This is a genomic window from Actinoplanes palleronii, from assembly GCF_016862315.1.
Classification (GTDB): domain Bacteria; phylum Actinomycetota; class Actinomycetes; order Mycobacteriales; family Micromonosporaceae; genus Actinoplanes; species Actinoplanes palleronii.
This window is the reverse complement of sequence record NZ_BOMS01000016.1, coordinates 1-22272: the sequence shown is the minus strand read 5'-3', so window position 1 is coordinate 22272 and position 22272 is coordinate 1. Positions and strand designations below refer to the sequence as shown.

Annotated in this window: 20 protein-coding genes and 1 pseudogene; 10 read left to right on the top strand and 11 right to left on the bottom strand. The window is 70.7% G+C overall.

Annotated elements, in window-relative coordinates:
* Positions 1–16: 16 nt before the first annotated feature.
* The 3 genes and pseudogenes from Apa02nite_RS06305 to Apa02nite_RS52310 all read right to left on the bottom strand — a co-directional run.
* Complete coding sequence (locus Apa02nite_RS06305; protein WP_067708178.1) at positions 17–229, bottom strand: hypothetical protein; 213 nt, start codon at positions 227–229, stop codon at positions 17–19.
* A gap of 81 nt (positions 230–310) precedes the next feature.
* Positions 311–694: a serine/threonine kinase C-terminal domain-containing protein gene (locus Apa02nite_RS52585; RefSeq protein ID WP_507762483.1), complete on the bottom strand. Its 384-nt coding sequence runs from the start codon at positions 692–694 to the stop codon at positions 311–313.
* A gap of 1353 nt (positions 695–2047) precedes the next feature.
* A pseudogene (locus Apa02nite_RS52310) lies at positions 2048–3325 on the bottom strand (serine/threonine-protein kinase); the annotation flags it as partial.
* 101 nt (positions 3326–3426) lie between these two features.
* Between Apa02nite_RS52310 and Apa02nite_RS06295 the strand changes: the two are divergent.
* The 7 genes from Apa02nite_RS06295 to Apa02nite_RS06265 all read left to right on the top strand — a co-directional run bounded on the left by Apa02nite_RS06295 (position 3427) and on the right by Apa02nite_RS06265 (position 10191).
* Positions 3427–3624, top strand: coding sequence for an acyl-CoA carboxylase subunit epsilon (locus tag Apa02nite_RS06295; RefSeq protein ID WP_203824222.1), 198 nt, complete (start codon positions 3427–3429; stop codon positions 3622–3624).
* Between the two features lie 87 nt (positions 3625–3711).
* Positions 3712–4308: a hypothetical protein gene (locus Apa02nite_RS06290; protein ID WP_203824221.1), complete on the top strand. Its 597-nt coding sequence runs from the start codon at positions 3712–3714 to the stop codon at positions 4306–4308.
* Positions 4308–5534, top strand: a complete 1227-nt coding sequence (locus tag Apa02nite_RS06285; protein WP_203824220.1) for a hypothetical protein — start codon at positions 4308–4310, stop codon at positions 5532–5534. The genes Apa02nite_RS06290 and Apa02nite_RS06285 overlap by 1 nt, the downstream gene beginning before the upstream one ends.
* A gap of 15 nt (positions 5535–5549) precedes the next feature.
* Positions 5550–6635, top strand: coding sequence for a S8 family serine peptidase (locus Apa02nite_RS06280; protein WP_203824219.1), 1086 nt, complete (start codon positions 5550–5552; stop codon positions 6633–6635).
* 182 nt (positions 6636–6817) lie between these two features.
* Entirely contained in the window at positions 6818–7432 is a 615-nt protein-coding gene (locus Apa02nite_RS06275; protein ID WP_203824218.1) for a Maf family protein, read from the top strand.
* A gap of 793 nt (positions 7433–8225) precedes the next feature.
* The gene (locus Apa02nite_RS06270; protein ID WP_203824217.1) at positions 8226–8387 is read left to right on the top strand and encodes a hypothetical protein; all 162 of its coding nucleotides are present in this window, start codon (positions 8226–8228) and stop codon (positions 8385–8387) included.
* Positions 8388–8439: 52 nt separating this feature from the next.
* Positions 8440–10191, top strand: a complete 1752-nt coding sequence (locus Apa02nite_RS06265; RefSeq protein ID WP_203824216.1) for an acetyl/propionyl/methylcrotonyl-CoA carboxylase subunit alpha — start codon at positions 8440–8442, stop codon at positions 10189–10191.
* A 543-nt stretch (positions 10192–10734) separates the two neighbouring features.
* Here the strand turns inward: Apa02nite_RS06265 and Apa02nite_RS06260 are convergent.
* The 4 genes from Apa02nite_RS06260 to Apa02nite_RS06245 form a co-directional block, all read right to left on the bottom strand.
* Complete coding sequence (locus tag Apa02nite_RS06260) at positions 10735–11370, bottom strand: TetR/AcrR family transcriptional regulator (RefSeq protein WP_203824215.1); 636 nt, start codon at positions 11368–11370, stop codon at positions 10735–10737.
* Between the two features lie 33 nt (positions 11371–11403).
* Positions 11404–12252: a transglutaminase family protein gene (locus Apa02nite_RS06255; RefSeq protein ID WP_232343977.1), complete on the bottom strand. Its 849-nt coding sequence runs from the start codon at positions 12250–12252 to the stop codon at positions 11404–11406.
* A gap of 85 nt (positions 12253–12337) precedes the next feature.
* Positions 12338–13276 carry an alpha-E domain-containing protein gene (locus tag Apa02nite_RS06250; RefSeq protein WP_203824214.1) on the bottom strand — a complete coding sequence of 313 codons (939 nt, stop codon included), beginning with the start codon at positions 13274–13276 and terminating at the stop codon, positions 12338–12340.
* Positions 13277–13289: 13 nt separating this feature from the next.
* Positions 13290–14846, bottom strand: coding sequence for a circularly permuted type 2 ATP-grasp protein (locus Apa02nite_RS06245; protein WP_203824213.1), 1557 nt, complete (start codon positions 14844–14846; stop codon positions 13290–13292).
* A gap of 338 nt (positions 14847–15184) precedes the next feature.
* Here Apa02nite_RS06245 and Apa02nite_RS06240 point away from each other — a divergent pair, with 338 nt between their 5' ends.
* The gene (locus Apa02nite_RS06240; protein WP_203824212.1) at positions 15185–15922 is read left to right on the top strand and encodes a DedA family protein; all 738 of its coding nucleotides are present in this window, start codon (positions 15185–15187) and stop codon (positions 15920–15922) included.
* Here the strand turns inward: Apa02nite_RS06240 and Apa02nite_RS06235 are convergent.
* Positions 15849–17249 carry an NAD(P)H-quinone dehydrogenase gene (locus Apa02nite_RS06235; protein WP_203824211.1) on the bottom strand — a complete coding sequence of 467 codons (1401 nt, stop codon included), beginning with the start codon at positions 17247–17249 and terminating at the stop codon, positions 15849–15851. The genes Apa02nite_RS06240 and Apa02nite_RS06235 overlap by 74 nt on opposite strands.
* A gap of 109 nt (positions 17250–17358) precedes the next feature.
* Between Apa02nite_RS06235 and Apa02nite_RS06230 the strand changes: the two genes are divergently transcribed.
* Positions 17359–17820 (top strand): gamma-glutamylcyclotransferase, encoded by a 462-nt coding sequence (locus Apa02nite_RS06230; protein WP_067687157.1) that lies wholly within the window; start codon positions 17359–17361, stop codon positions 17818–17820.
* A 35-nt stretch (positions 17821–17855) separates the two neighbouring features.
* Here Apa02nite_RS06230 and Apa02nite_RS06225 read toward each other — a convergent pair whose 3' ends face one another.
* The 3 genes from Apa02nite_RS06225 to Apa02nite_RS06215 all read right to left on the bottom strand — a co-directional run bounded on the left by Apa02nite_RS06225 (position 17856) and on the right by Apa02nite_RS06215 (position 20462).
* Positions 17856–18593: an SCO6745 family protein gene (locus Apa02nite_RS06225; protein WP_067687160.1), complete on the bottom strand. Its 738-nt coding sequence runs from the start codon at positions 18591–18593 to the stop codon at positions 17856–17858.
* A gap of 225 nt (positions 18594–18818) precedes the next feature.
* Positions 18819–19814 carry a hypothetical protein gene (locus tag Apa02nite_RS06220; protein ID WP_239164155.1) on the bottom strand — a complete coding sequence of 332 codons (996 nt, stop codon included), beginning with the start codon at positions 19812–19814 and terminating at the stop codon, positions 18819–18821.
* Positions 19815–19826: 12 nt separating this feature from the next.
* Complete coding sequence (locus Apa02nite_RS06215) at positions 19827–20462, bottom strand: MBL fold metallo-hydrolase (RefSeq protein ID WP_067687165.1); 636 nt, start codon at positions 20460–20462, stop codon at positions 19827–19829.
* A 141-nt stretch (positions 20463–20603) separates the two neighbouring features.
* On the opposite strand from Apa02nite_RS06215, the gene Apa02nite_RS06210 reads away from it, so the two are divergent.
* Entirely contained in the window at positions 20604–21527 is a 924-nt protein-coding gene (locus Apa02nite_RS06210) for a DUF4349 domain-containing protein (RefSeq protein WP_239164154.1), read from the top strand.
* The last annotated feature ends 745 nt before the right edge of the window (positions 21528–22272 follow it).

The following is a 22272-nucleotide window of genomic DNA, read 5'->3' as shown; positions in this document are numbered from 1 at the left end:
CGATCCGCCGAGCTTGTCAGGCGCGGCGGCGGGCCACGGCTTTCGCCGGGCTTGCGGTCCGATTTCCCAGATTTCGTACGATGTAAAAGCCACCAGCGGCCGCCAACCCGGCTGTCACCAGCAGCACCATGACCGGTCCCGCGGCAGCCGCGATGATCGCGATGTCCGCCAGCGCGACCAGCATCCACAGCGCCAGGGTGGGCTTCTTGCCGTGTCGTCGGCAGCTCATGGGGCTCCTCCATCCGTGATCCTCGTCAACTACCCGCGTCGACGAGGAATCACGCATGAAGTTCACATTTCCGTGCGGGGTTCAGCCCGCTTCGAACCCGGCGAAGACCGAGTCGAGGTCTTTGCGCATCGCGTCCCACTCGTCCGGCTGGATGTACCAGCAGATGTTGTAGGTCGAGCCCCCGACCGAGAAACCGCGCTTCAGTACGTGCGTGCGGCTCCCGCCATTGGCGTTGTAGAGGTACTCCCAGTCCGCGGCCGGACGGCCCTGATACGTGGTCGGGGCGAGGCTGATCTTCGAGTAGCCGCTCGGCTTGCCGGAGTCCTGGAACGCCTTCACCGGGTCGTCCAGGGGGCCGTCGAACTTGAAGATCAGCATCAGCCGGCCGTCCCACTTGAACTCGTCCCCCTCGCCGTTCTTACCCACCGAGGCGCCGGCGGGCAGGGCGAGGGAGTAGCCGTTCATGCTCTTCGTCTTCCAGCCCGCCGGGACACCCGCCGCGGCCGACGCCGACGGTTTTGCCGACGGCGTGCTGGACGGGGCCGCCGACGGCTTGCCCTTGCTGGGCTGACCGGCCGCGGCCTTGTCGGTGGCCACCACGGCCGCCTTGTCGCCACCAGCCTTGCTGTCGTCCTTGCCGAACGCCTGCACCAGGATGATGCCGACCAGCAGCAGGAAGACCAGCACGATGGCCGTACCGATGATGGCTTGCCGGCGGGTCAGCGTGGTGCCGAAGACGGTGACGCCCTCGACCCGGCGGATCTCCGGGCGCACCGGCATCGGGGTCCACGCCGGCCGGCTGGACGGGGCGAACCCGCCGCGCGGCGGCAGCGGGGGAACCACCCGGGTCGCACCGTCGGCCTCGGCCGCCGGTGACATCGGGGCGACCACCCGCGTCGCGCCGTCCACCTCGGCGGGCGGGGACTGCGGAGTGATCCGGGCGAAGTCGACGACCGAGGTCTTGTCCTGGTCCACCGGCCCGGGGGCCGGACGGCGGCCCGGGACGAGCGCGGTGGCGGGGCGCTCCGGAGCCTTGACCGGCTCGGGCTCCGCCGCCTTCTCCCGCGCCGCCTTCTCCTGCGCGGCCTTCTCGGCGGCAGCTTTCTCCGCAGCAGCCTTTTCCTGCGCCGCCTTCTCCGCAGCAGCCCTCTCCGCGGCCGCCCGCTCCGCAGCAGCCTTCTCTGCGGCCGCCTTCTCCGCAGCAGCCTTCTCCTGCGCCGCCTTCTCCGCTGCGGCCAGAGCCGGCTCGGGCTCGACGACGGCCGGGGCCGGCTCGGACTCCGCGACCTCATCCACCGGATCGGGCTTCTCGGCCGCCGGCTCGTCCGTCGCCGCAACGTCAGTGGACGCCATGGCACTGCCCGTTGCCGGGGCGGCGCTTTCCAGAGCCGGAGCGGCGGTGTCCGTCGCCTGCTCGGCACGGTCCGTCGGCACGGCGGGCTCCGCGGCCGCGCTCGCCGACGTCTCGGACCTGGTCTCGTTCTCGGTCTCGGCGGCGGCCTCCGCTGCGGGAGCCTCGGCCGACGTCTCCACGACCGCGGCCACCGGCTCGGCGGCCGGTTCCACGACCGCGGCCGGCGCAGCCTCCACCGGGGCAGCCTCCACCGGCGTGGCCTCGGCCTTCTCGGCGTCCTTCGCGTCGGACGGCCCCGGCTTCGCCACCACCGGGTAGGCGCCGGTCGCCGCGGCGAGGGACTGCTCGTGCTCCGGGGCGGCCTGCTTACGGCGGTTGGCGGCCACGTCGGCGGCGGTGAAACCGACCCGCGCGGTGTTCACCGCAGCGGCCTTCGGCTCGATCGGCGTCGCCCGGCCGGACACGGCGCCGGGCCCCGGACGGGCGGCCGGCGGCGCGGACCGGGTACCGGAAAGGTTCGCCGGACCACGCGTACCGGAAGGGGTTGCCGGCTCGTCGATGACCGCGGGCCCATCAACCTTCGTCGCGTCCAGCGGCTTCTGGCCCGGACGCGCCGCAGGCGCGGGCGGCGTGGCCTTACCCACCGTGGCCTTGCCCGGGGTGAAGACCGGGCGGCCGGCCGGCGGCGGGTTGCCCTGACCGCTGTTGCCCAGGCCGCCACCGCTCTGCGAACGGTTCGGCTCGGCCGGACGGGCCACCGGCGGACGCGGCGTGGGGACCACCGGCGCGGACCCGGTGGCGGCGACGAACCCGCTGCCCGGCAGCACCGGCGGGCCACCCGGGCCGCTCGGCAGCGACGGGCGCTCCCGGCCGACACCCGGACGGCGCATGGTCGGGCTCATCGGGAAACTCAGCTTCGACCGGCGCCCGGAGGCCCGCGCCAGCAGGCGCTCCGCCTCCTCGGCGTCGATCCGGTGCGCCGGATCCTTGCGCAGAAGCCCATTGAGTACGGCCTTGAGCGGTCCGGCGTTCTTCGACTGCGGCACGTTCTCGGTCGCCAGGGCGGCGAGCGTGGCGATCGCCGACGGACGGGCGAACGGCGACTGCCCCTCGACCGCGGCGTACAGGGTGGCGCCCAGCGACCACAGGTCGGCGGCCGGACCGGCCGTGCCGTCACGGGCACGCTCCGGAGCGATGTACGCCGGTGACCCGAGCACCAGACCGGTACGCGTCACGTTCGGGTCGCCGGGGACGGTGGCCAGACCGAAATCGGTCAGCACCACGCGGCCGTCGCCACCCATCAGCACGTTGCCCGGTTTGACGTCGCGGTGCACGACGCCGGCCCGGTGTGCGGCCTTCAGCGCGTTCAGCACCCCGAGCCCGATCTCGGCGGTGCGGACCACGCTGAACGGGCCGTCCTCGGCGATGACGTCCTGCAGCGAGCGGGACGGCACGTACTCCATGACGATCCACGGGTCGGCGTCCGTACGCAGCACGTCGAAGACGCGGACCACGTTGATGTTGTTGAGGCGGGCGATGGCCCGGGCCTCGCGCAGGGAACGCTCGCGCATCTCCTGCCGCTCGGCGGGCGTCAGTCCGGGCGGGGGGACCAGTTCCTTGATCGCCACCTCGCGGTGCAGGACGACATCGGTCGCCCGCCAGACGCGACCCATCCCGCCCTGACCGAGCGGCGCGACAAGCCGGTACCGATCAGCGACGATGAGCGGGGGAGAAGAAGACATCACGCAGAAAATACCTGGTTCTGTCGAGCGGCCGCGAATTGATCAGCCGAGTGTGGGACACGTGTCACCGGAAGCCGGAGCAACCGTCGTACGCTCGGCCGATGAACGAGGAACCGTTGGTCGGCGTCGTACGTGGAAGCCTAGACGATCATGAGCTGGCCGCTCTTGTCGCCATCCTGGCAGTTCGATCCAACGCGGTCAATTGCGGAACCAAGCCGCAGACCACCTCAGACTGGATCCGATCAGGCCGTCCAGCAGCAGCCCCCCGGTCCTGGAAATCATCGGCTCTCCCTCGCTGACGTTCACCGACTCACCACCCTGCCGTCATCCACAAGGGATTTCCACAGGGCTCGATGTGGCGTGCGGTAAGCGGTTAATCTCGCTGAGTGGCTCCCAACGACGACCGCACACCGTCCTGGCCGCCCGATGAAGGCCAGATCGCGGCCGACATCACCGCGATGGAGGACTTCGCCGCCACACTTCTGGCGGAGGTCGACCACGACTACGCCCCACACGCCGACACCCTGGCGAACCAGATGCTGGCCCGCCTCCCGGCCGCCGACGCCGGGTTCAACGAGCTTTCCCTGTTTCACGGTGTCCTCGAAACCGCACAAGACACCTGCCAGCAGAACATCTACAACTTCGCGAACGGCACACACGGCTTCGCCAAGGCCGCTGAGCAGGTAAGCGGCATGTACCGGGGCGCCGACGCGTTCGCCAGCGCCCGCCTCACGGACGTGGAATCAGCCCTGGCAACCGCCGGCCTGCTCCCCGCTCCCCCTCCCGGCCCCGGCCCCGGTCCCGCAGCCCCCGGCTCCCCCGGCTCCCCCGGCTCCCCCGGCTCCCCCGGCTCTTTCTCAGCTTCCGAGTCCCCCGCGGCTCCCGGCGCCTCCGCAACTCCCGGCGCCCCTGCCGCCGCGGATTCCCCCTCTGCTCCCGGGTCCCCAGCAGCTCCCGGCCCTCCCTCGAAGGGAGTCCCCTGATGATCGACGACGCGGACCGCACCCGAGGCACCGAGTGGTCCTTGCTGACCGTCCCGCAGATGTGGTCGATGCTCGCCCCACACGACGGCACCGCCCACAAGAACTTGCTGGTCACCTGGAAGAAATCCGCCGACCTGCTGATCGACCACTGGTCCCGCGTGAAGCGCTACCGCGAGAACCTGGCCGACGCATGGCCCCCGGAGAGAAGCAAAGCCTCCGCGAAATACCTGGAACGCCTGGACGACCTGATCGCCCACATAATCGCCACCCACCACGCCACGGTCGAAAACCACCACGCCCTGGGCGCGGCAACGTCCTCCCTGGTCGGCGCCCGCCGAAAGCTTGCCGCCATCACCGAGGAGTACACAGCCAACCAGGCAACCCTGAACGCCTACGCCTCCCGGCTCCAGGACAACGCCACCGCCACCGGCAAATGGCGAGCCGCCCTACCCCACCCCCCGGCAGCCGCAGAGGCCCGCCAGCGCGACCTCCAGCTACAGGCCCAGCACCTGATGTCCACCCTCAGCACCGACCTGGCCCAGGCCCAGCTGCTAATCACCAACCCCCAGCTCTACGCCCCCCAAAACAGGCTTCAAGATAGTGAGCCATTCAATTCCGGAGCAGCCGAAAGACCTTCGCTGACCGGAACCTCGTCCGCAAACGTTCGTCCCGCACAAAAATTAATTAATCCGTCTACCGCCTTGCCAGATCAGGGCCTTTTTGCTCCTCGTCCGGATGCGCCAATATTGAGCAATATTGAACAATCAAGAACAAGCCTTACACCAATCTCAACGGCTTTCACGCCCCCGACTGTTCGGTCGAATTCCATCGGAGACAAAAGCGAGCAATTGCCAATGTACCGCCAACCAGGTAGTACGCGATTAGGCCTTGGCTTTCCTGCAGAATCCAAGGAAGCATCGACGCGCGGGGGACGCGGCACGTTGCCGGGCGGGATAATTGGCACCTCCCCCGGAACCGACAATATACGGCCCGGAACCAACACAGCGAAAACGCAAAAAGTAAATCCTCCCGGTGGCGTGATCGGGCAGCCCGGATTAGTCGCATCGCCTCCGGTCCCTCGTCGGGATAAATCGCATACACCTGAATACCGCAAACAGCATTGGGATCTGGGCAATCCCTGGGCGACAGCAGAGGGGGTCGCCCCAATCTTGCTTCCATCCGAGAAAAAGAAAATCGACCCAGGACCTGTCATCGGACTTTCTTAGATGCTTTCCAACACTATGAGCAAAATCATAAATTCAACTGCTTCCATCGCGGCAATACTGACCCTACCTGCACCTATTTGCAGGGATCTGGTGCGCGATTCAGAATGGCATCTCGATTTCCTCAAGATAAAGGATGCCCATGCAATCAGCACCGGCGTCGGCGTAATCGTTGGGTTGCCCGACACCGGAATCCATCCTCATCACGACATTTCCCACAATCTCATAGCCGGAAAGAACCTCATCGACACAGCAAATAGCGAAGACACCGACGACGAAAACGGTCACGGGACGGAGCTAGCTGGCCTAATTGTGGGCCATGGACACGGCACCGGCAAAGGCATACTTGGGATCGCTCCTTCCGCACATCTGATTCCAATCAAGGCTTACAAAACAGCCCTCCCGAACTCCAAACTCACGGAGGGAATCGCTCTCGCCTCAGAAATGGGCGCCCAGATCATTAATGTTTCGGCCGGAACCAGCCCATCGAGAGACCTGCAGGCCGCAATCCAAGCCGCCAAGCAGGCAGATGCCGTCGTCGTTGCCGCGTCGGGAAACGATACGAGTACCGCCAAATTGAGCTACCCAGCGGCACTACCTGGAGTCCTTGCTGTCGGCGCAATCGACAGAACTGGAAAACACGCCGAATTCTCAATATCGGGACCAAATATAAGCCTCTGCGCGCCCGGAGACGAAATCGTTACTACCGGACTAGACTCTGGGTACCGAAAAGCGCGGGGAACTTCGGCTGCGGCTGCGATTGTTTCTGGGGCGGCGGCGTTGGTTCGGGCTCGGTTTCCTGGGCTTTCGGCTCGGGAGGTTGTTCATCGGCTTACGGCTACTGCTACCGATATTGGGGCGCCTGGGCGGGATGAGCAGTGTGGTTATGGGGTGCTCAACATCGTCAAGGCGCTGACCGCGGACGTTCCGCCGCTGGGTGTTGCGTCGCCGGGGGCTGAGGGTTCGCGTTCAGCAGCGGGTGAGGCTGATCCGGCGGGGCGGGGCTGGGGGGTACGGGTTCTCGGTGGGATCGCGGCGGTGCTCGCCGGTGGAGTGGTCGTGGGGTTTCTTGCTGCTCGGCGGCGGAAGTGGCGGCGGTTCTGAGCCGTGGCGACCGATGTCGACACCCGTGGGGCGGCGAGCGCGGCCTGGTGCCCGGCGAGCGGGATCGGCGGGAGTGCGCCGAGCGGGGGTTCGGGGGCGGGATTGGGGTTTGTCAGCTTTCCCGATGGAACATGGGGCTTGCGGGCACTTTTGTACCGGCAAGGCTTGTAGTCTCACTTTTCGTGCAGAGTGACAACGCGTACCGGCTGATTCTTGCCTCGGCCAGCCCTGCCCGGCGGGCGCTGCTCACCGGGGCCGGGATCGACGCCGAGATCATCGTCAGCGGTGTGGACGAGAGCGTCGTGGAGGCCGAGGACGCGTACACGTTGAGTCTCGCGCTGGCCCGGATGAAAGCGCGGACCGTGGCGGCTGAACTGCCCGCGGATCCGGGGGCGCTGGTGCTCGGCTGCGACTCGGTGCTCGCCTTCGAAGGAGAGATCTTCGGGAAGCCGGCCGATGCCCGGGAAGCCGCACAGCGCTGGATGGCGATGCGCGGCAAGTCCGGCGTGCTGCACACCGGGCATCACCTGACCGGGCTGGTCAGCGGGCTGCAGGCGGAAGCCGTCGGTACGACCGTGGTGCACTTCGCCGACGTGACCGATGCGGAGATCGAGGCCTACGTCGCCTCCGGTGAGCCGCTCCAGGTGGCCGGGGCCTTCACGCTCGACGGGCGCGGCGGCGCGTTCGTCGAACGGATCGAGGGCGACCCCGGCAACGTGATCGGACTGTCCCTGCCGCTCCTGCGAACCCTGCTCGCGCAGATGAACATCCCGATCACGACGCTCTGGCGGCACTGACCCCAGTCCGGCTGGGCACGGCGGCCCTTGAGCAGGACCCATAACGGCCGCCAGGACCAGCCCGGGACCTCCCAATGCCACGTGGCTTGAGTTGGCGTGCCGGTAGCTCCTGGGTAGGGCGGTGAGAGTCCGCGCTGCCAGATCGCGTGCGCCTGCCGCCCACCTGGGGGCGGTAGCCGCACGCACCACCCGACCGCGGACCGACACCGCCCCCCGAACCCGACCCACCGCGGACCCCAACCGCCCCTCCAACACCGAACGCGGACTCCCACCGCCCCGCCACCGCCGAACGCGGACCCTTGCCGCCCCTCCAACACCGAGCGCGGACGTCCACCGCCCCGCCGGCGCCGAACGCGGACCCCAGCCGCCCCCTCAACGCCGAGCGCGGGCTCCTGCCGCCCCACCGGCATCGACCACCCACGCCGACCGTCACAGCAACACCTAGCGACCGACCCATCCCGGCCCACAACGCCACCCACCCGCACCCGAACACATCGGACACCACTCCGAAGCCGCAGGGCCCACCAAGATCAAAATAGGCTGAGCGGCATAACGGGACCTCCGGCTGGGCCTGACGGCCCTTGAGCAGGACCCATAACGGCCGCGAGGACCAGCCCGGGGCAGTCGGCTGGGCCTGACGGCCCTTATCCGGGTCCATAACGGCCGTGAGAGCCAGCCATGGGCGGGACGCGCGCCGGGACAGCCGAGAACGCGGACCGTCGCGGGCGCCACGCTGGGCACGAGCGCCACGCTGGGCACGAGCGCCACGCTGGGCACGAGCGCCACGCTGGGCATGAGCGCCACGCCGTGCATGAACGCCACGCTGGGCATGAGCGCCACGCCGTGCACGAGCGCCACGCTGGGCATGAGCGCCACGCTGGGCCGGGTGGTGCTGCTGACCTTGGTGCCCAGGCCGGCGACCGGTGCCGGCGTGCAGCCCGACCCGCAAACGTGAGCGGGGCTCGGAGAGTAGCGACGCTGGGCTGAACTCCCGTTAGGCTCTAGCCGTGCGAAAGATATTGATCGCCAACCGCGGCGAGATCGCCCTCCGGGTCATCCGGGCCTGCAAGGACGCCGGTCTCACCAGCGTCGCCGTCTACGCCGACAGTGATCGTGACGCGCCACACGCCCGGCTCGCCGATGAGGCTTACGCACTTGACGGCGAGAGCGCCGCCGACACGTACCTGCGGATCGACAAGCTGCTCGCGGTCGCGGCGAAGGCTCAGGCCGACGCGGTGCACCCCGGGTACGGCTTCCTGTCGGAGAACGCCGAGTTCGCTCAGGCCGTACAGGAAAATGGTCTGACCTGGATCGGGCCGAGCCCGCAGGCGATCCGCGACCTGGGGGACAAGGTCACCGCGCGCCACATCGCGCAGCGAGCCGGCGCGCCGCTGGTGCCCGGCACGTCGGAGCCGGTGGCGGACGCGAGCGAGATCGTGGCGTTCGCCGAGCAGCACGGACTGCCGGTGGCGATCAAGGCGGCGTTCGGCGGGGGCGGCCGGGGGTTGAAGGTGGCCCGGACGATCGAGGAGATCCCGGCGCTGTTCGAGAGCGCGACCCGGGAGGCCGTCGCGGCGTTCGGGCGCGGCGAGTGCTTCGTCGAGCGCTACCTGGACCGGCCGCGGCACGTCGAGGCGCAGGTCATCGCTGACACGCACGGCACCGTCGTAGTGGTCGGCACCCGCGACTGCTCGCTGCAGCGCCGGCACCAGAAGCTGGTCGAGGAGGCGCCCGCGCCGTTCCTCAGCGTCGAGCAGCGGGCGAAGATCCACGAGAGCGCGAAGGCGATCTGCAAGGAAGCCGGGTACTACGGCGCCGGCACGGTCGAGTACCTGGTCGGGCAGGACGGGACGATCTCGTTCCTGGAGGTGAACACCCGGCTGCAGGTGGAACACCCGGTCAGCGAGGAGACCACCGGCATCGACCTGGTCCGGGAACAGTTCCGGATCGCGGCCGGTGAGCGGCTGGCGATCACCGAGGACCCGGTGCCACGCGGGCACGCGATCGAGTTCCGGATCAACGGCGAGGACGCGGGCCGCGGGTTCCTGCCGGCGCCCGGCCAGGTGACCGCGCTGACCTGGCCGTCCGGGCCCGGCGTGCGGGTCGATGCCGGCGTCGAGGCGGGCAGTGTGATCGGCGGCAACTTCGACTCGATGCTCGCCAAGATCATCGTGACCGGCGCGACCCGGGAACAGGCCCTGGAACGGTCCCGGCGGGTGCTCGACGAGACGGTCATCGAGGGCATCGCCACCGTGCTGCCGTTCCATCGCGCGGTGGTCCGGGACGCGGCGTTCACCAGCGAACCGTTCACCGTGCACACCCGGTGGATCGAGACCGAATGGGTGAACGAGGTGCCGCCGTTCGGCATCCCGGCCCCGGCCGGCGACGAGGTCGCCGAACGCGAGACCGTCGTGGTCGAGGTCGGCGGCCGGCGCATCGAGGTCCGCCTGCCCAAGAGCCTGCTTTCCGGTACGACCGGAGCACCCGCCCCGAAACGCCCCTCGTCGAGCCGGGCCCGAGGCGGCGCGGGTGCGGCGACGGCGAGCGGCGACAGCCTGGCCGCACCGATGCAGGGCACCATCGTGAAGGTCGCCGCGCAGAACGGTGACCAGGTCGCCGAGGGCGACGTGATCGTGGTGGTCGAGGCGATGAAGATGGAGCAGCCGCTGCCGGCACACAAGGCGGGAACGGTGTCCGGGCTGGTGCTGGAGGTCGGCGCGACGGTGACCGCGGGGGCTGTGGTCTGCACGATCGAGTAGGTGGGGTGGGGTTTTCCACAGTCGCGGGGTGTCCACAGGGTGGCCGGCGGGTGGGGGCTGTTGCGGGCAGACTGTCTGCGGGGGCGCCCCCAAGGGAGTGGCGGGCTGTTGTCGGCGGGCTTGCGGGCGATCTTGAGTGGGCTGGTGCTCAGGGGTGCCTCGAGCCCTCCGAGACACCCCTCAGCGCCAGCCGACCGATCTGAGCTGGTACTCAGGGGTGCCTCAAGGGCTCCGAGACACCCCTGAGCACCAGCCGGGCCGCACCGAGTGCGCTTCCCCCTACCCAGCCCAAGCCGATCGTGGAGTTCCCCCAGCTTGCATGATCACCCGCCCGCGGCCCGGCGGCGTGACCGGCCCGGCACGCACCCCGTGCACTCCCTCCGGCCGCGGGCGCGATGGGAGCACTGGTCCATCCAGCGCCGGCATGCCGGCAGGAACCAACGGCCGGCCAGGCTCGGGTGCCGATAGCAGCACGCGCTCAGACGCGGTTCCACCCCCTCGGCGGGCGACAACAGGCCGCAATCCGACAGGTCGACCCCTCGGCTACAGCCCCATCTGCCGCACCCGCGACAAGATCCGCCGAGCCGCCTCCACCGGGTCCTCGTGCGCGCTCTCCGGGAACGCCCCGCTCAGCCACAACGTCGCGAACCCGTGCACCATCGACCACGCGGCCAGCCCCACCTCCCGCACCTCGTCCGGCACCAGCTCCGACGTGCCCTCCCGGGCCGGGCGCGCCGGGCTGGCCGCGGTCGGGCCGGCCAGCGGGGCGTCCGGCAGGTCGGTCATCCCGGCGTAGAGCGCGTCGGCGGCCTGGCGTCGCGCGGCGAGCAGCTCCGGGTCCTCGGCGTGGTAGAGGTCGGTCCGGAACATCACCTCGAACTGGGCCCGGTGGGCCAGCGCGAACCGCAGGTACGTCACGCCCAGCTCGAGCAGGCTGTTGCTGGCCAGCCGGGAGGTCGCCAGGGCCTTGGTCAGCTGTTCGAAGCCGTCGGTGGCGAGCGCGGTGAGCAGCCCGGCCTTGTCGGTGAAGTGGTGGCTGGGCGCGGCGTGCGACACCCCGGCCCGGCGGGCCAGGTCGCGCATGCTGAGCGCGGTCACCCCGGACTCGGTGATCGCCTCGGCTGCCGCGGTCAGCAGGGCCCGGCGCAGGTCACCGTGGTGATAACTCGGCCTACTCATCCGAGAACAATAACTAGGCAACGACAAGATATGTCATCGGAGCCGGGTGATCGTCACCTCCACGCCCTGGCCGGTGCTCTTCGGGCCGGCGTAGATGCCCTTGAGCGGCGGCACGTCGCCGTACTCCCGGCCGCGGCCGACCAGCACGTGCCGGTGCCCGATCGGCACCCCGTTCGTCGGGTCGTACGACGTCCAGCGCCCGGCCCACCACTCCACCCAGGCATGGCTCTGCCCGACCACGCTCTCGCCGATCTCCGCGGACGGTTTCGGGTGCAGGTATCCGGAGACGTACCGGGCCGGCAGGCCGAGCGCCCGGAGCATCCCGGCGGCCAGGTGGCTGAGGTCCTGGCAGACGCCCTTGCGCTGTTCCCAGGCGTGCAGGGCGTCGCTCTGCACCCCGGTGGCGCCGGGCACGTACGCGACCTCGGAGCGGACGAACTCGCAGACCGCCATGGCCGCGTCCTGCGGGTTGTCGTGCCGGGCGCGCAGCTCGGCCACGATCGCGGTGAGCTCGTCGTTCAGGCGGGTGCGCCGGGTGGGCAGCAGGAACTCGTACCAGCGGTCGGTGTCGAAGCCCCAGTCGAGGCCGCCGCTGAGCAGGTCGCCGGGTGGCAGGGTCTCCACCGTCGAGGACGCGGTCACGGTGAGCTTGTCGTGCCCGGCGTGCACGTCGAAGGCGGTGACGACGGTGCCCCAGTAGTCCTCGTACTGGTAGGTGCGGGCCGGCGGCCAGACCTCGATCTTCGCGTCCAGCACCGCCTGGCGGGCGTCGTTGCGGGGCCACATCCGGGCCTCGTTGTACGACGACGTGACCGTCCCGGCGTACTCAAAACCGCTCTTGTGCTGAACTTTCAGCCGCCAGCTGTCCACCAAAGAAGTCACGCTGTGCCTGCCTTCGGCATGCCCTTCTGGCCCTCGCCAGAGGTATCGATGTTCGGTGCGGGTGGGTGCCGCTCGGTGCAGTCGGTCATGCCAGGGCTCCCGAACTCCAGTTGACCGCCGACGTCTGGCGGAAGTAGCGGCGCGACACCGCGTCGTTCACCTGCGAACACGTCTTCTCCAGGCCGGCCAGGACCGGGCCCAGGTCGTTGATCAGATCGTCCGGGCCGCGGAACTCCAGCCCGGTGCGGGCCCGCCCGACGATCCGCTGCGCGTCGGTGGCCACCCCGGCCCGGCCCGGGTCCGGCTCCAGGTCGGTCAGGCAGCTCTCGGCCACGGTCAGGGCGGCGAAGACCGAGCGCGGGAAGAGCCGGTCGAGCAGCAGGAACTCCGCGGCGTGGCGGTCGTCGAGCGCGCCCCGATACGTACGCAAGAAGGTCTCCCAGGCCCCGCTGGACCGCAACAGGGTCAGCCAGCTGGGGATGCTGCCGCCGGCCCGTTCGTGGGTGCGCAGCAGCCGCGCGGTCATGTCGACCCGCTCGATGTTGCGGCCCAGCACCAGGAACAGCCAGCCCTCGTCGCGGCTCATGGTGGCGTCGGTGAGCCCGGCCATCACCGCGCTGCGGTCGCGCACCCAGCGGAAGAACGCGTGCACACCCTGCGACTCGACCTGCCGGGGTGCCCGGGCCAGGCCGTGGTACGTCGCGTTCAGGCACTCCCAGACGTCCGACGAGATGATCTCCCGGCAGCCGCGGGCGTTCTCCCGGGCGGCGGCCAGCGCGCCGACCACCGAGCTCGGGCTGCGCTGGTCCAGGCCGAGCACCTCGATGACCTGACCGGACGTGAACGGGCCGTCCTCGACCGGCTTGCCCATCACGCCGAGCAGCGAGCGGCAGGCGGCGTCCTCACTGGTCCACGGGTCGGCCAGGATCCGCTGCAGGTGCACGTCGAGGATCCGGGCGGTGTCCTCGGCCCGTTCCACGTAACGGCCGATCCAGTAGAGCGATTCAGCGATGCGGCTCAACACGGCACACCGTCCCTCATTGCTGCTGCTGTTGCTGTTCCTCGGCCGGGGCCTGGCCCGGTCCGGGGTCGGGCGGGGCGGCCGGCGCCGACGGGACCGGGCCGGCCACCGGGATCGGCACCGGCTCACCGACCGGCGAGGTCGGCGAGGCCAGCACCCAGGTGTCCTTGGAACCGCCGCCCTGACTGGAATTGACCACCAGTTCGCCCTCCGGCAGCGCGACCCGGGTCAGCCCGCCGGGCAGCACCCAGATCTTCTCGCCGTCGTTGACCGCGAACGGCCGCAGGTCGACGTGCCGGCCGCGGAGCCGGTCACCGATCAGGGTGGGCACCATCGAGAGCTTCACCTCGCGCTGGGCGATCCACCCGCGGGGGTTGGCAACGATCTTTTCCCGTACGGCGTCGAGCTCGTGCCGCATCGCCTGCGACCCGATCACGATGCCCGCGCCACCGGCCCCGTCGACCGGCTTGAGCACCAGCTCGTCCAGCCGGTCCAGGACGTGTTCCAGCACGCCCGGCTCGTCCAGCCGGTAGGTGTCCACGTTCGGCAGCAGCGGTTCCTCGTTCAGGTAGTACCGGATCAGCTCCGGCACGTACGTGTAGAGGAGCTTGTCGTCGGCCACCCCGTTGCCGACCGCGTTGGCGATGGTGACCCGGCCGGCCCGGGCCGCGTTCAGCAGCCCGGCCACCCCGATCACCGAGTCGGCGCGGAAGTGCACCGGGTCGAGGAAGTCGTCGTCGATCCGCCGGTAGATCACGTCGACCCGCTGCTCGCCGGCCGTGGTGCGCATCGCCACCGCGTTGCCCACGCAGACCAGGTCACGGCCCTCGACCAGCTCGACGCCCATCTCCCGGGCGATCATCGCGTGCTCGAAGTACGCCGAGTTGTAGACGCCGGGGCTGAGCACCACCACGGCCGGGTCGCTGATCCCGGCCGGCGCCGCCGCGCGCAGCGCCGTCAGCAGCATCGCCGGGTACGACTCGACCGGCAGGATCCGGGTCGCCGCGAACACCTCGGGCAGCACCTGTGCCATCGCCCGGCGGTTCTCCATCACGTAGCTGACACCGGACGGGATCCGGACGTTGTCCTCCAGCACCCGGAAGGTGCCCTGCTCGTCGCGGATCAGGTCGACCCCGGCGACGTGCACCCGCACCCCGTTCGGCGGGGTGATCCCGGCGGCCGCGCGCAGGTAGTGCGCGCTGGTCGCGATGATCCGCCGGGGTACCACGCCGTCGGCGAGCACCTGGCCGGCGCCGTACACGTCGGCCAGGAACGCCTCCAGGGCCCGGATCCGCTGGGCCACGCCCACCTCGACGCCGCGCCACTCGGCGGCCGCGATGATCCGCGGCACGATGTCCAGCGGGAACGGCCGTTCGACCCCTTTCAGCGCGAACGTGATGCCCTGGTCCAGGAACGCCCGGGCCAGCACCTCGGCGCGCACGCCGAGTTCCGCGCTGGACAGGGGTTGCAGGGTCGCGTGCAGCGCCTCGTAGCTCGCTCTGGGCACGCCGAGCTCGGCGAACATCTCGTCCCAGCCGGGGCCGAGGCGGTACTCCTCGAAAAGATCCGCCATGGCTGGAATCTAGGGCCGGTTCGTTGCCGAGGTGTTTCCGGCTCTTTGTGGAAACCGCATGATCACCGGCGGGGGCCGGGCCGCCGATACGGGACCTACCGGCGGCCCGGGCCCGCGGCGTCGGAACGAGGGGGATCCGGCGCCCGCGAGCGATCCAACGGTACGCCCCGCGCCTGTGTCGGCCTTCGGAAAAACAGCGGCACAACGGGGACCCGCGCCCGTACCGTGGCGGGCGTCACGGTTCGTCCGGACGTTCAGGGCGCATGCTGAACACAGCGCCCTCTCAGGCTCGGTCGCGCAGAATGCGGTCAGCCCTGAACCCGCGAGGTGGCCCTGCGATGACCGACCTGCTCACCATGCTGGCCTCGCCGACGTGGGTCTACCTGGTGCTGTTCGGCTTCCTCGCGGTGGACGCGCTGATCCCGGTGGTGCCGATCCAGGCCATCATGATCACGTCAGGCGCGCTGACCGTGTACGGCCACCTGCACCTGACCCTGGTCATCGCGGTGGGCGCGCTCGGCATGTTCACCGGCGACGCCGCCGCGTTCGTGCTGGGCCGCTCGACCGGCGGGCGCCTGAGCGCACTGCGTGACCGATTCGCCCCACGGAACGAAGAAGGCGGGAATTCGAAGACTCGGCAAGCCGCCGAACGCTTCACCCGCGGCCTGCGCCGGCCCGGCCCGCTCGTGATGCTGCTCTGCCGGTTCGTCCCCGGCGGCCGGATGGCCTCCGGCTACCACGCCGGCCGCACCGGGTACCCGGTCAAGCACTTCGTCGGGTACGACGGCGCGGCCGCGATCGCCTGGGCCTGTTACGGCGGACTGGTCGGGCACCTGGGCGGCACCGCGATCACCCAGTCCGCCTGGCGGCTGTTCGCCATCGCGGCCGGCGCCGCTGTCGTCTTCGGCACCGCCGGCTGGATCCTGGCCCTGTTCGGCGGCAAGCCGGCCGCGGAGGAGCCGCCCACGGCCGCACCGGGTGCCACGGCCGCGGCCGACCCGGTTACTGCACCTCGTGCTGCATCAGCTGACGCGCCGCCTCAGCGATCGAACCCGACAGCGACGGATAGATCGTGATGGTGTGTGCCAGCTGGTCAACGGTCAGGTTGTTCTCGATCGCCATGGTGATCGGCAGGATCAGCTCGCTCGCCTTCGGTGCCACCACCACCCCGCCGACGATCTGACCGGTCGCCGGGCGGCAGAACAGCTTGACGAACCCGTCCTGCAGGCCGGCCATCTTGGCCCGGGCGTTGCCGGTCAGCGGCAGCATCACCTGGCGGGCCGGGAAGCGCCCGGAGTCCACCTCGTTCTGTGAGACGCCGACGGTGGCCAGCTCCGGGTCGGTGAACACGTTCGCCGAGACGGTGCGCAGCCGCAGCGGGGCGACCGCCTCACCCATGGCGTGCCAGATCGCGATCCGGCCCTGCATCGCGGCGACGCTGGCCAGCGGCAGCACCCCGGTGCAGTCGCCGGCCGCGTAGATGCCCGGCACGTTGGTGCGCGACACCCGGTCGACGGTCACGTAGCCGCCGTTGCCGACCGCCACGCCGTACTCGGCCAGGCCCAGGTCGGCGGTGTTCGGGATGGCGCCGACCGCGATCAGCGCGTGCGAGGCCTCGATCACCCGGCCGTCGGAGAGGGTCACCCGGACGCCGTCGCCGGTGTTCACCACCGAGTCGCCGCGGGACTGGCTGAGGATGGTCATCCCCCGCTCGCGGAACACCCGCTCGATCGCCATCGCGGCGTCGGCGTCCTCGTGCGGCATCACCCGTTCGCGGCTGGAGACGAGCGTCACCTTCACGCCCATCGCGAGGTACGCGCTGGCGAACTCGGCGCCGGTGACCCCGGAGCCGATCACCACGAGGTGCTCGGGGAGCTCGGTCAGGTCGTACACCTGGCGCCAGTCCAGGATCCGCTCGCCGTCCGGGCGGGCGGTGGACAGCACCCGCGGGGTGGCGCCGGTGGCCAGCAGGACGGTGTCCGCCTCGACCGCGTACTGCTCGCCGCCCTCCGGCGTGATCAGCACCTGGTGGGTGTGGCCGAGCCGGTCCTCGCCCATCCGGGCCCGGCCGTGCACCACGTCGACACCGGCCTTGACCAGCTTGGTCTGGATGTCCGCGGACTGCGCCAGGGCCAGCCGCTTGACCCGGTCGTTGACCGCGGCCGCGTCGACGGTCACCCCGTCCAGGCCGGCCGACCGGATCCCGAACCGCTCGTTGTGCCGGTAACCGGTCATCACCTCGGAGCTGGCGATGAAGGTCTTCGACGGCACACAGTCGGTCAGCACACAGGCGCCGCCGGGTCCGTCCGCCTCGACCAGGGTCACATCGGCGTCGAGCTGAGCGGCGACCAGAGCCGCCTCATACCCGCCCGGTCCGCCACCGATGATCACGATCCGACTCACGATTTCCCGACCTCCAAAGAGCGACTGTGTTCAGCCGCGACAAAAGCGGTTGTGCCGACACGCACTCCTCATATTCTCACCGACCCTCCAGGCGACTATCGTCGTCGCCGTGCGTCATTACGCCGCGTATGGCTCGAACCTGGACCCAGCCCGCATGCTCGCCTACTGTCCGCACTCGCCCATGGTGGGCGTGGGGTGGATCGAAGGCTGGCGCCTGACCTTTGCCGGAGAAGGGGAAATGGGCTGGGAGGGTGCCGTGACGACGATCGCCGAATCACCCGGTGACCGCGTCTTCGTCTCCGTGTACGACGTGCATCCGTGGGATGCGGCACAACTCGACGAGGTCGAGGGGGTGCCCGCCGGGACGTACCAAAAACTCACCGTGCGTGTATCGACGCTCGACGGTGAGGTGCCCGCCTGGGTCTACGTCTACGCCGGCTACGAGGGCGGCATGCCGACCACGTGGTACCTCTCGGAGATCGCCAACGCGGCCGAGAAGGCCGGCGCGCCCGACGACTACGTGCACAGCCTGCGCAGCCGCCCGACCCGGACGGCTAACCCGGACAACTGACGCCCCGCTGTGCGGCGGCGCGCCGCCGCACAGCGTCAGCGGGCGAAGCGGTGGCTCAGCGACTCCAGCAGGCCGCCGAACTCGACGCGCTCCGGGCGGTCCAGGATCGCGTACGCCTGGCCGGCCATCGAGTTCGCCACCGCCTCGGCCCACATCAGCCGGCGCACCAGCGGACCCGCGGGTGGGTACGGTGGCTGCCAGCCGAACGCCACCGCGCCGGTCTCACCCTCCGGCCCCGCGATGATCGCCTCCAGCGGGGTCAGCCCGCCGGCGCGCACCGCGATCACGTACACCCCCTGCCGGTGCTCGTGCAGCAGCTGCAGCAGCATCGCGGCCTGGGCGCCCGGTGCCTGGCTGGGCATCGGCATGGACCGCCAGGCGGCGAACAGCGGCAGCCCGGCCGGGTCGACCGCGTCCACCACCCGCCCGCCCAGCTCGAGCAGCCGGCTCAGCCGGGGGAACCCGCCGACCTGCTCCTCGCCCCAGGTGCACAGCTCCCGCAGGTGCCAGGTGGCCACCTCGGACGGCTGGGAGCTCTTCGCGGTCGCCTCCCACCCCTCGGTCACCGCCTCGGGCGCGATGAAGGCGAGCGCGGCCGCCACCGTCTCCGGGCGCACGTCGCCGAGGGCACCGGCCCGGGCCGAGACGTGGTAGGCCCAGCCGGACAGTCCCAGCAGCCGCGCACGGCGCAGGGTCTGCGGGGATTCGGCGAAGGCTCCGACGATGGTGGCGAGGCCCGTCTTGGCAGTGGCGGCAGCCTGTTCGGGAGTCACCCGCCCGATTCTGCTCCCCCTGACCGGTTATGGAAAACGCTCCCGATAAGTGCCCGGTCCCGGAACCACCCGAAAAATCAAGATCAAATTCAGGATGTCGTGCGTCCAGCCGGGTACAGATCGTCGCTCCCGCCGGGACCCCTGCGGGCTCCGCTGGCCGCTGACGCGTCCAGAACGCGGAGCCCTCCGGGGCGATGTCCGCGGGTGGGCACGGCCGGGAACCCGTCAGCCCAGATCCTCCAGGGCGGCCTGCACATCGCCGACCCGTCGCCGGGCCGCGGCCGTCTCCCGTTCGGCGCCCCGGCGCGCCAGTTTGCGGCGCCCCACCTCGGCCACCGCCTCGGCCCGCCGCCGCTCCAACTCGGCCAGCTCCGCCTCCAGGTCGTCGACGAGCCCTTCGGCGTCCCGCTCGGCCGTCTCGGCGCGCTCCAGCTGCTGATCCGCCCGGCGCTCGGCGGCCTCCGCGGCGCTCAGCTCGCGCTCCAGCTCCCGGCGCTTGCGTTCGACCTCCCGGCGGCGGCGCTCCCGGGCCGCCCGCTCCCGGGCCTCCTGGGCCGCCTCGTGCCCCATCCCCGGCACCGTCCCGAGCCCCGGAGTGGTCACGTGCCCCGCCGCGGGCCCGCGCCCGGCCTCCGGGCCCGCCCCGAGCTCCTCCCCCTCGTCCGCGTCGCCCTCCGGGCCGTCGGACTCCGGGTCCTCGTCGCCGCCGGTGATCAAACGCAGCCGCGGGCGCGGCACCTCGCCGAACCCGGCGTACGCGGCCGCCCGGATCAACCGCCCGGTCCGCACCTGCGCGGCCACCTCGGGGTCGGCGAGCGCCGCGGTCAGCGTCGCCTCCACCTCGCCCAGCGGCAGCTTCCCGGCGCCGGCGCCGGCCGCCACGGCCAGCTTGCGGGCGTCCGCGACCAGCGCCGACACGAACTGGCGGCGCTGCAGCGAGAGCTCGCGCAACTGGTCGCCGTGCAGGTCGCGCTGCGCGGACCGGAGCGCCTCGGACAGGGTGACGAGCTCACCGATCAGATCCGGTCGCCGGCGGGCCAGCAGGTTGACCACCCAGGCCGCCACGGTCGGCTTCTTGCAGGCGGCGAGCCGCTTCGCGGTGTCCCGGTCGCCGGCCGCCCGGGCTTGCTCGATCGCGGCGGCCCGGGTCGCCACGAAACCCTCCGGCGGCTCCTCGTAGAGCCGGCGGAGCACGTCGTCGGTCACGTTCGCGTCGGTCACGGCCGCGGCACGTCAGTCGAGCGTGGCGCCGGGCGCCAGGTGCTGGTACCGCGTGCCGGAGAAGTTCTCCAGGTGCCGGTCCGAGACGGCCGCGCCGCGCTCGTTCAGCAGTCCGTCGTGGATCGCGATGGCCCGGCCCGGCTTGACCGCACGGGCGAACTCGATCGACTCGGCCAGCCGCATCCACGGCGCGTTCAGCGGCACGCAGAGGGTGTCGACCGTGGCGTCCTCGGGAACCGCGAACGAGTCGCCGGGGTGGTACACGTTCGTGGACCCGTCGGCGATCAGGTAGCCGAGATTCACGATCCGCGGGATGTCCGGGTGGATGACGGCGTGCTGTCCCCCGTACGCCTGAAGGTGGAACCCGGCGGCCTCGAACGTGTCGCCGGGCGCGACGGCGGTGGTCGCCTCGGCGACCGCGCCGAGCTTCGCCAGCACCTCCGCGTGCGCGAAGATCCGCAGCGCGGGCCGGCGCGCGACCGCCGCGGTGACCGCCGCGACGTCCAGGTGGTCGAAGTGCTCATGCGTGATGACCACGGCATCCGCACCGTCCAATGCCGACTTCTCGGAGAATTCCCCCGGATCGACGACAAGGACCCCCGCACCCTCGATCCGTAGACAGGCATGAGTGAACTTCGTGACGCGCACGGGACTCCTCCGCTGCTGAATCGTGACCGGTCATAACGCAGTCTGCCGGAACCGGGCAGTGCCCGCCGTACGTCCCAGCGCTCAGTCGTACCGACGATCGGAGTAGCAATGCGTAAACGGGGACATATCCTACTGGGCGCCGTGCTTCTCAGCGGCGCCCTGCTGGCCGGCTGCGGCGCGGACGGCGCCGCCGACCAGTCGTCACCGGCCGGGGCACCGGCCATGAACGAGGGCGACGCCGGCGGCGATGCCCGCAAGGCCGCGGAGCCCGGTACCGCGGCCGCCGGTGGCGCCGAACCGGGCCAGGACACCCCGGCCGGGGCGCCCGACCTGCGGGTGGACCAGCGCTCGATCATCTACACCGGCACGCTCACCGTCCAGGTGAAGGACGTCGACGTGGCCGCCGCCCAGATCACCGGGATCACCGGCGGCACCGGCGGGTTCATCGGCGGCGACGAACGGCAGAGCGGCAACGGCGGCACCGACACCGCGACCCTGAAGCTGCGGATCCCGGCCGACAAGTTCGGCTCGGCGCTCGAGCAGATCGCCAAGCTCGGCGACGAGAAGAACCGGGCGATCAACACCGAGGACGTCACCGAGCAGGTGGTCGACCTGGACGCCCGGATCACCGTCCAGCAGGCCCGGGTGGACAGCGGCCGCAAACTGCTCGCCTCGGCCAAATCGCTGAGCGACCTGGTGATGCTGGAGAAGGAGGTCGCCACCCGGGAGTCCGACCTGGCCTCACTGCAGGGCAAGAAGCGCCGGCTGGCCGACCTGACCGCGCTCAGCACGGTCACCGTGGTGCTGCTCGGCCCGGAGGCCCCGGTCCCGGCCGGCACCGATGACGACGACACCACCGGCTTCCTCAGCGGCCTGGCCGACGGCTGGAAGGCGCTGGTCTCGTCGCTCGGGGTGCTGCTCACCGTCCTCGGCGCCCTGCTGCCCTGGATCGTCGCCCTGGGCCTGCCCACCTGGGCGATCCTCTACCTGAACCGCCGCTACCGCCGCCCCCACACCACCGGCGAACTCCCCACCCCGCCCGCCGAGTCCCCAGCCGCCCCCTGACCAACCCACCCCACCCCCCGAGTCCCCAGCCGCCCCCTGACCAACCCACCCCCGCCCCTACCACGGCAGCACGCGGCACCGACCCGGCCGGCGCTCAGCGCCGCAAAGAGCCCCTTGAAACCGCCCCCAGCCCCAGCTCTCGCCGAACCCGGCCGGCGACGGTGGCCGCATCAGCCACCTCGACACCACCACGAGCACCAGCAGGGCGACAGGAGTCCGCACTCCACACCAGCAGGGCGACCGGAGTCCGCACTCCACACCGGCAGGGCGACCGGAGTCCGCGGCGGGTCGGGATGGGGGCGGTGGCGGTCCGCGGTCGGGTGGTGAGTGCGTCTACCGCCCCCGGGTGGGCGGTAGACGCACGCGATCGAGCAGTGCGGACTCTGACCGCCCTTCCCGGGTGCGGCATGCACCACGCCCGCGGACGTGACCCCGCCCACGGAGTGATCGGGGACGGGTAGCCGGCGGCCCCGGCCACCAGCACCCAACCAAGATCAACTTAGGCTGAGCGGCATGGGACGTCGTCGGCTGGTGCTGGTGGTCGTATCAGCGGCCGGGATACCGCCCTGAGCACCAGCTGGTGCAGCATCGCGTGCCGCCACCGCCCGCGAAAGCCCGACAAGCGATCACCGAACGGCTCTTCAAGGTCAACCAGCTGAGCGATCATCGGGGCAGACCCAGCTGGCCCTGAGGGCCGTCAAGAGCCCCGCATACCGGCCGCCAGCACCAGCCGGGCACCACGCAA

Bases quoted from the DNA above. Each gene is read 5' to 3' on its own strand.
- Apa02nite_RS06245 (WP_203824213.1), bottom strand. From the start codon at position 14,846: ATGGCGGATCTTTTCGAGGAGTACCGCCTCGGCCCCGGCTGGGACGAG.
- Apa02nite_RS06305 (WP_067708178.1), bottom strand. From the start codon at position 229: ATGAGCTGCCGACGACACGGCAAGAAGCCCACCCTGGCGCTGTGGATG.
- Apa02nite_RS06285 (WP_203824220.1), top strand. From the start codon at position 4,308: ATGATCGACGACGCGGACCGCACCCGAGGCACCGAGTGGTCCTTGCTG.
- Apa02nite_RS06295 (WP_203824222.1), top strand. From the start codon at position 3,427: ATGAACGAGGAACCGTTGGTCGGCGTCGTACGTGGAAGCCTAGACGAT.
- Apa02nite_RS06240 (WP_203824212.1), top strand. From the start codon at position 15,185: ATGACCGACCTGCTCACCATGCTGGCCTCGCCGACGTGGGTCTACCTG.
- Apa02nite_RS06270 (WP_203824217.1), top strand. From the start codon at position 8,226: ATGAGCGCCACGCCGTGCATGAACGCCACGCTGGGCATGAGCGCCACG.
- Apa02nite_RS06280 (WP_203824219.1), top strand. From the start codon at position 5,550: ATGAGCAAAATCATAAATTCAACTGCTTCCATCGCGGCAATACTGACC.
- Apa02nite_RS52585 (WP_507762483.1), bottom strand. From the start codon at position 694: ATGAACGGCTACTCCCTCGCCCTGCCCGCCGGCGCCTCGGTGGGTAAG.
- Apa02nite_RS06260 (WP_203824215.1), bottom strand. From the start codon at position 11,370: ATGAGTAGGCCGAGTTATCACCACGGTGACCTGCGCCGGGCCCTGCTG.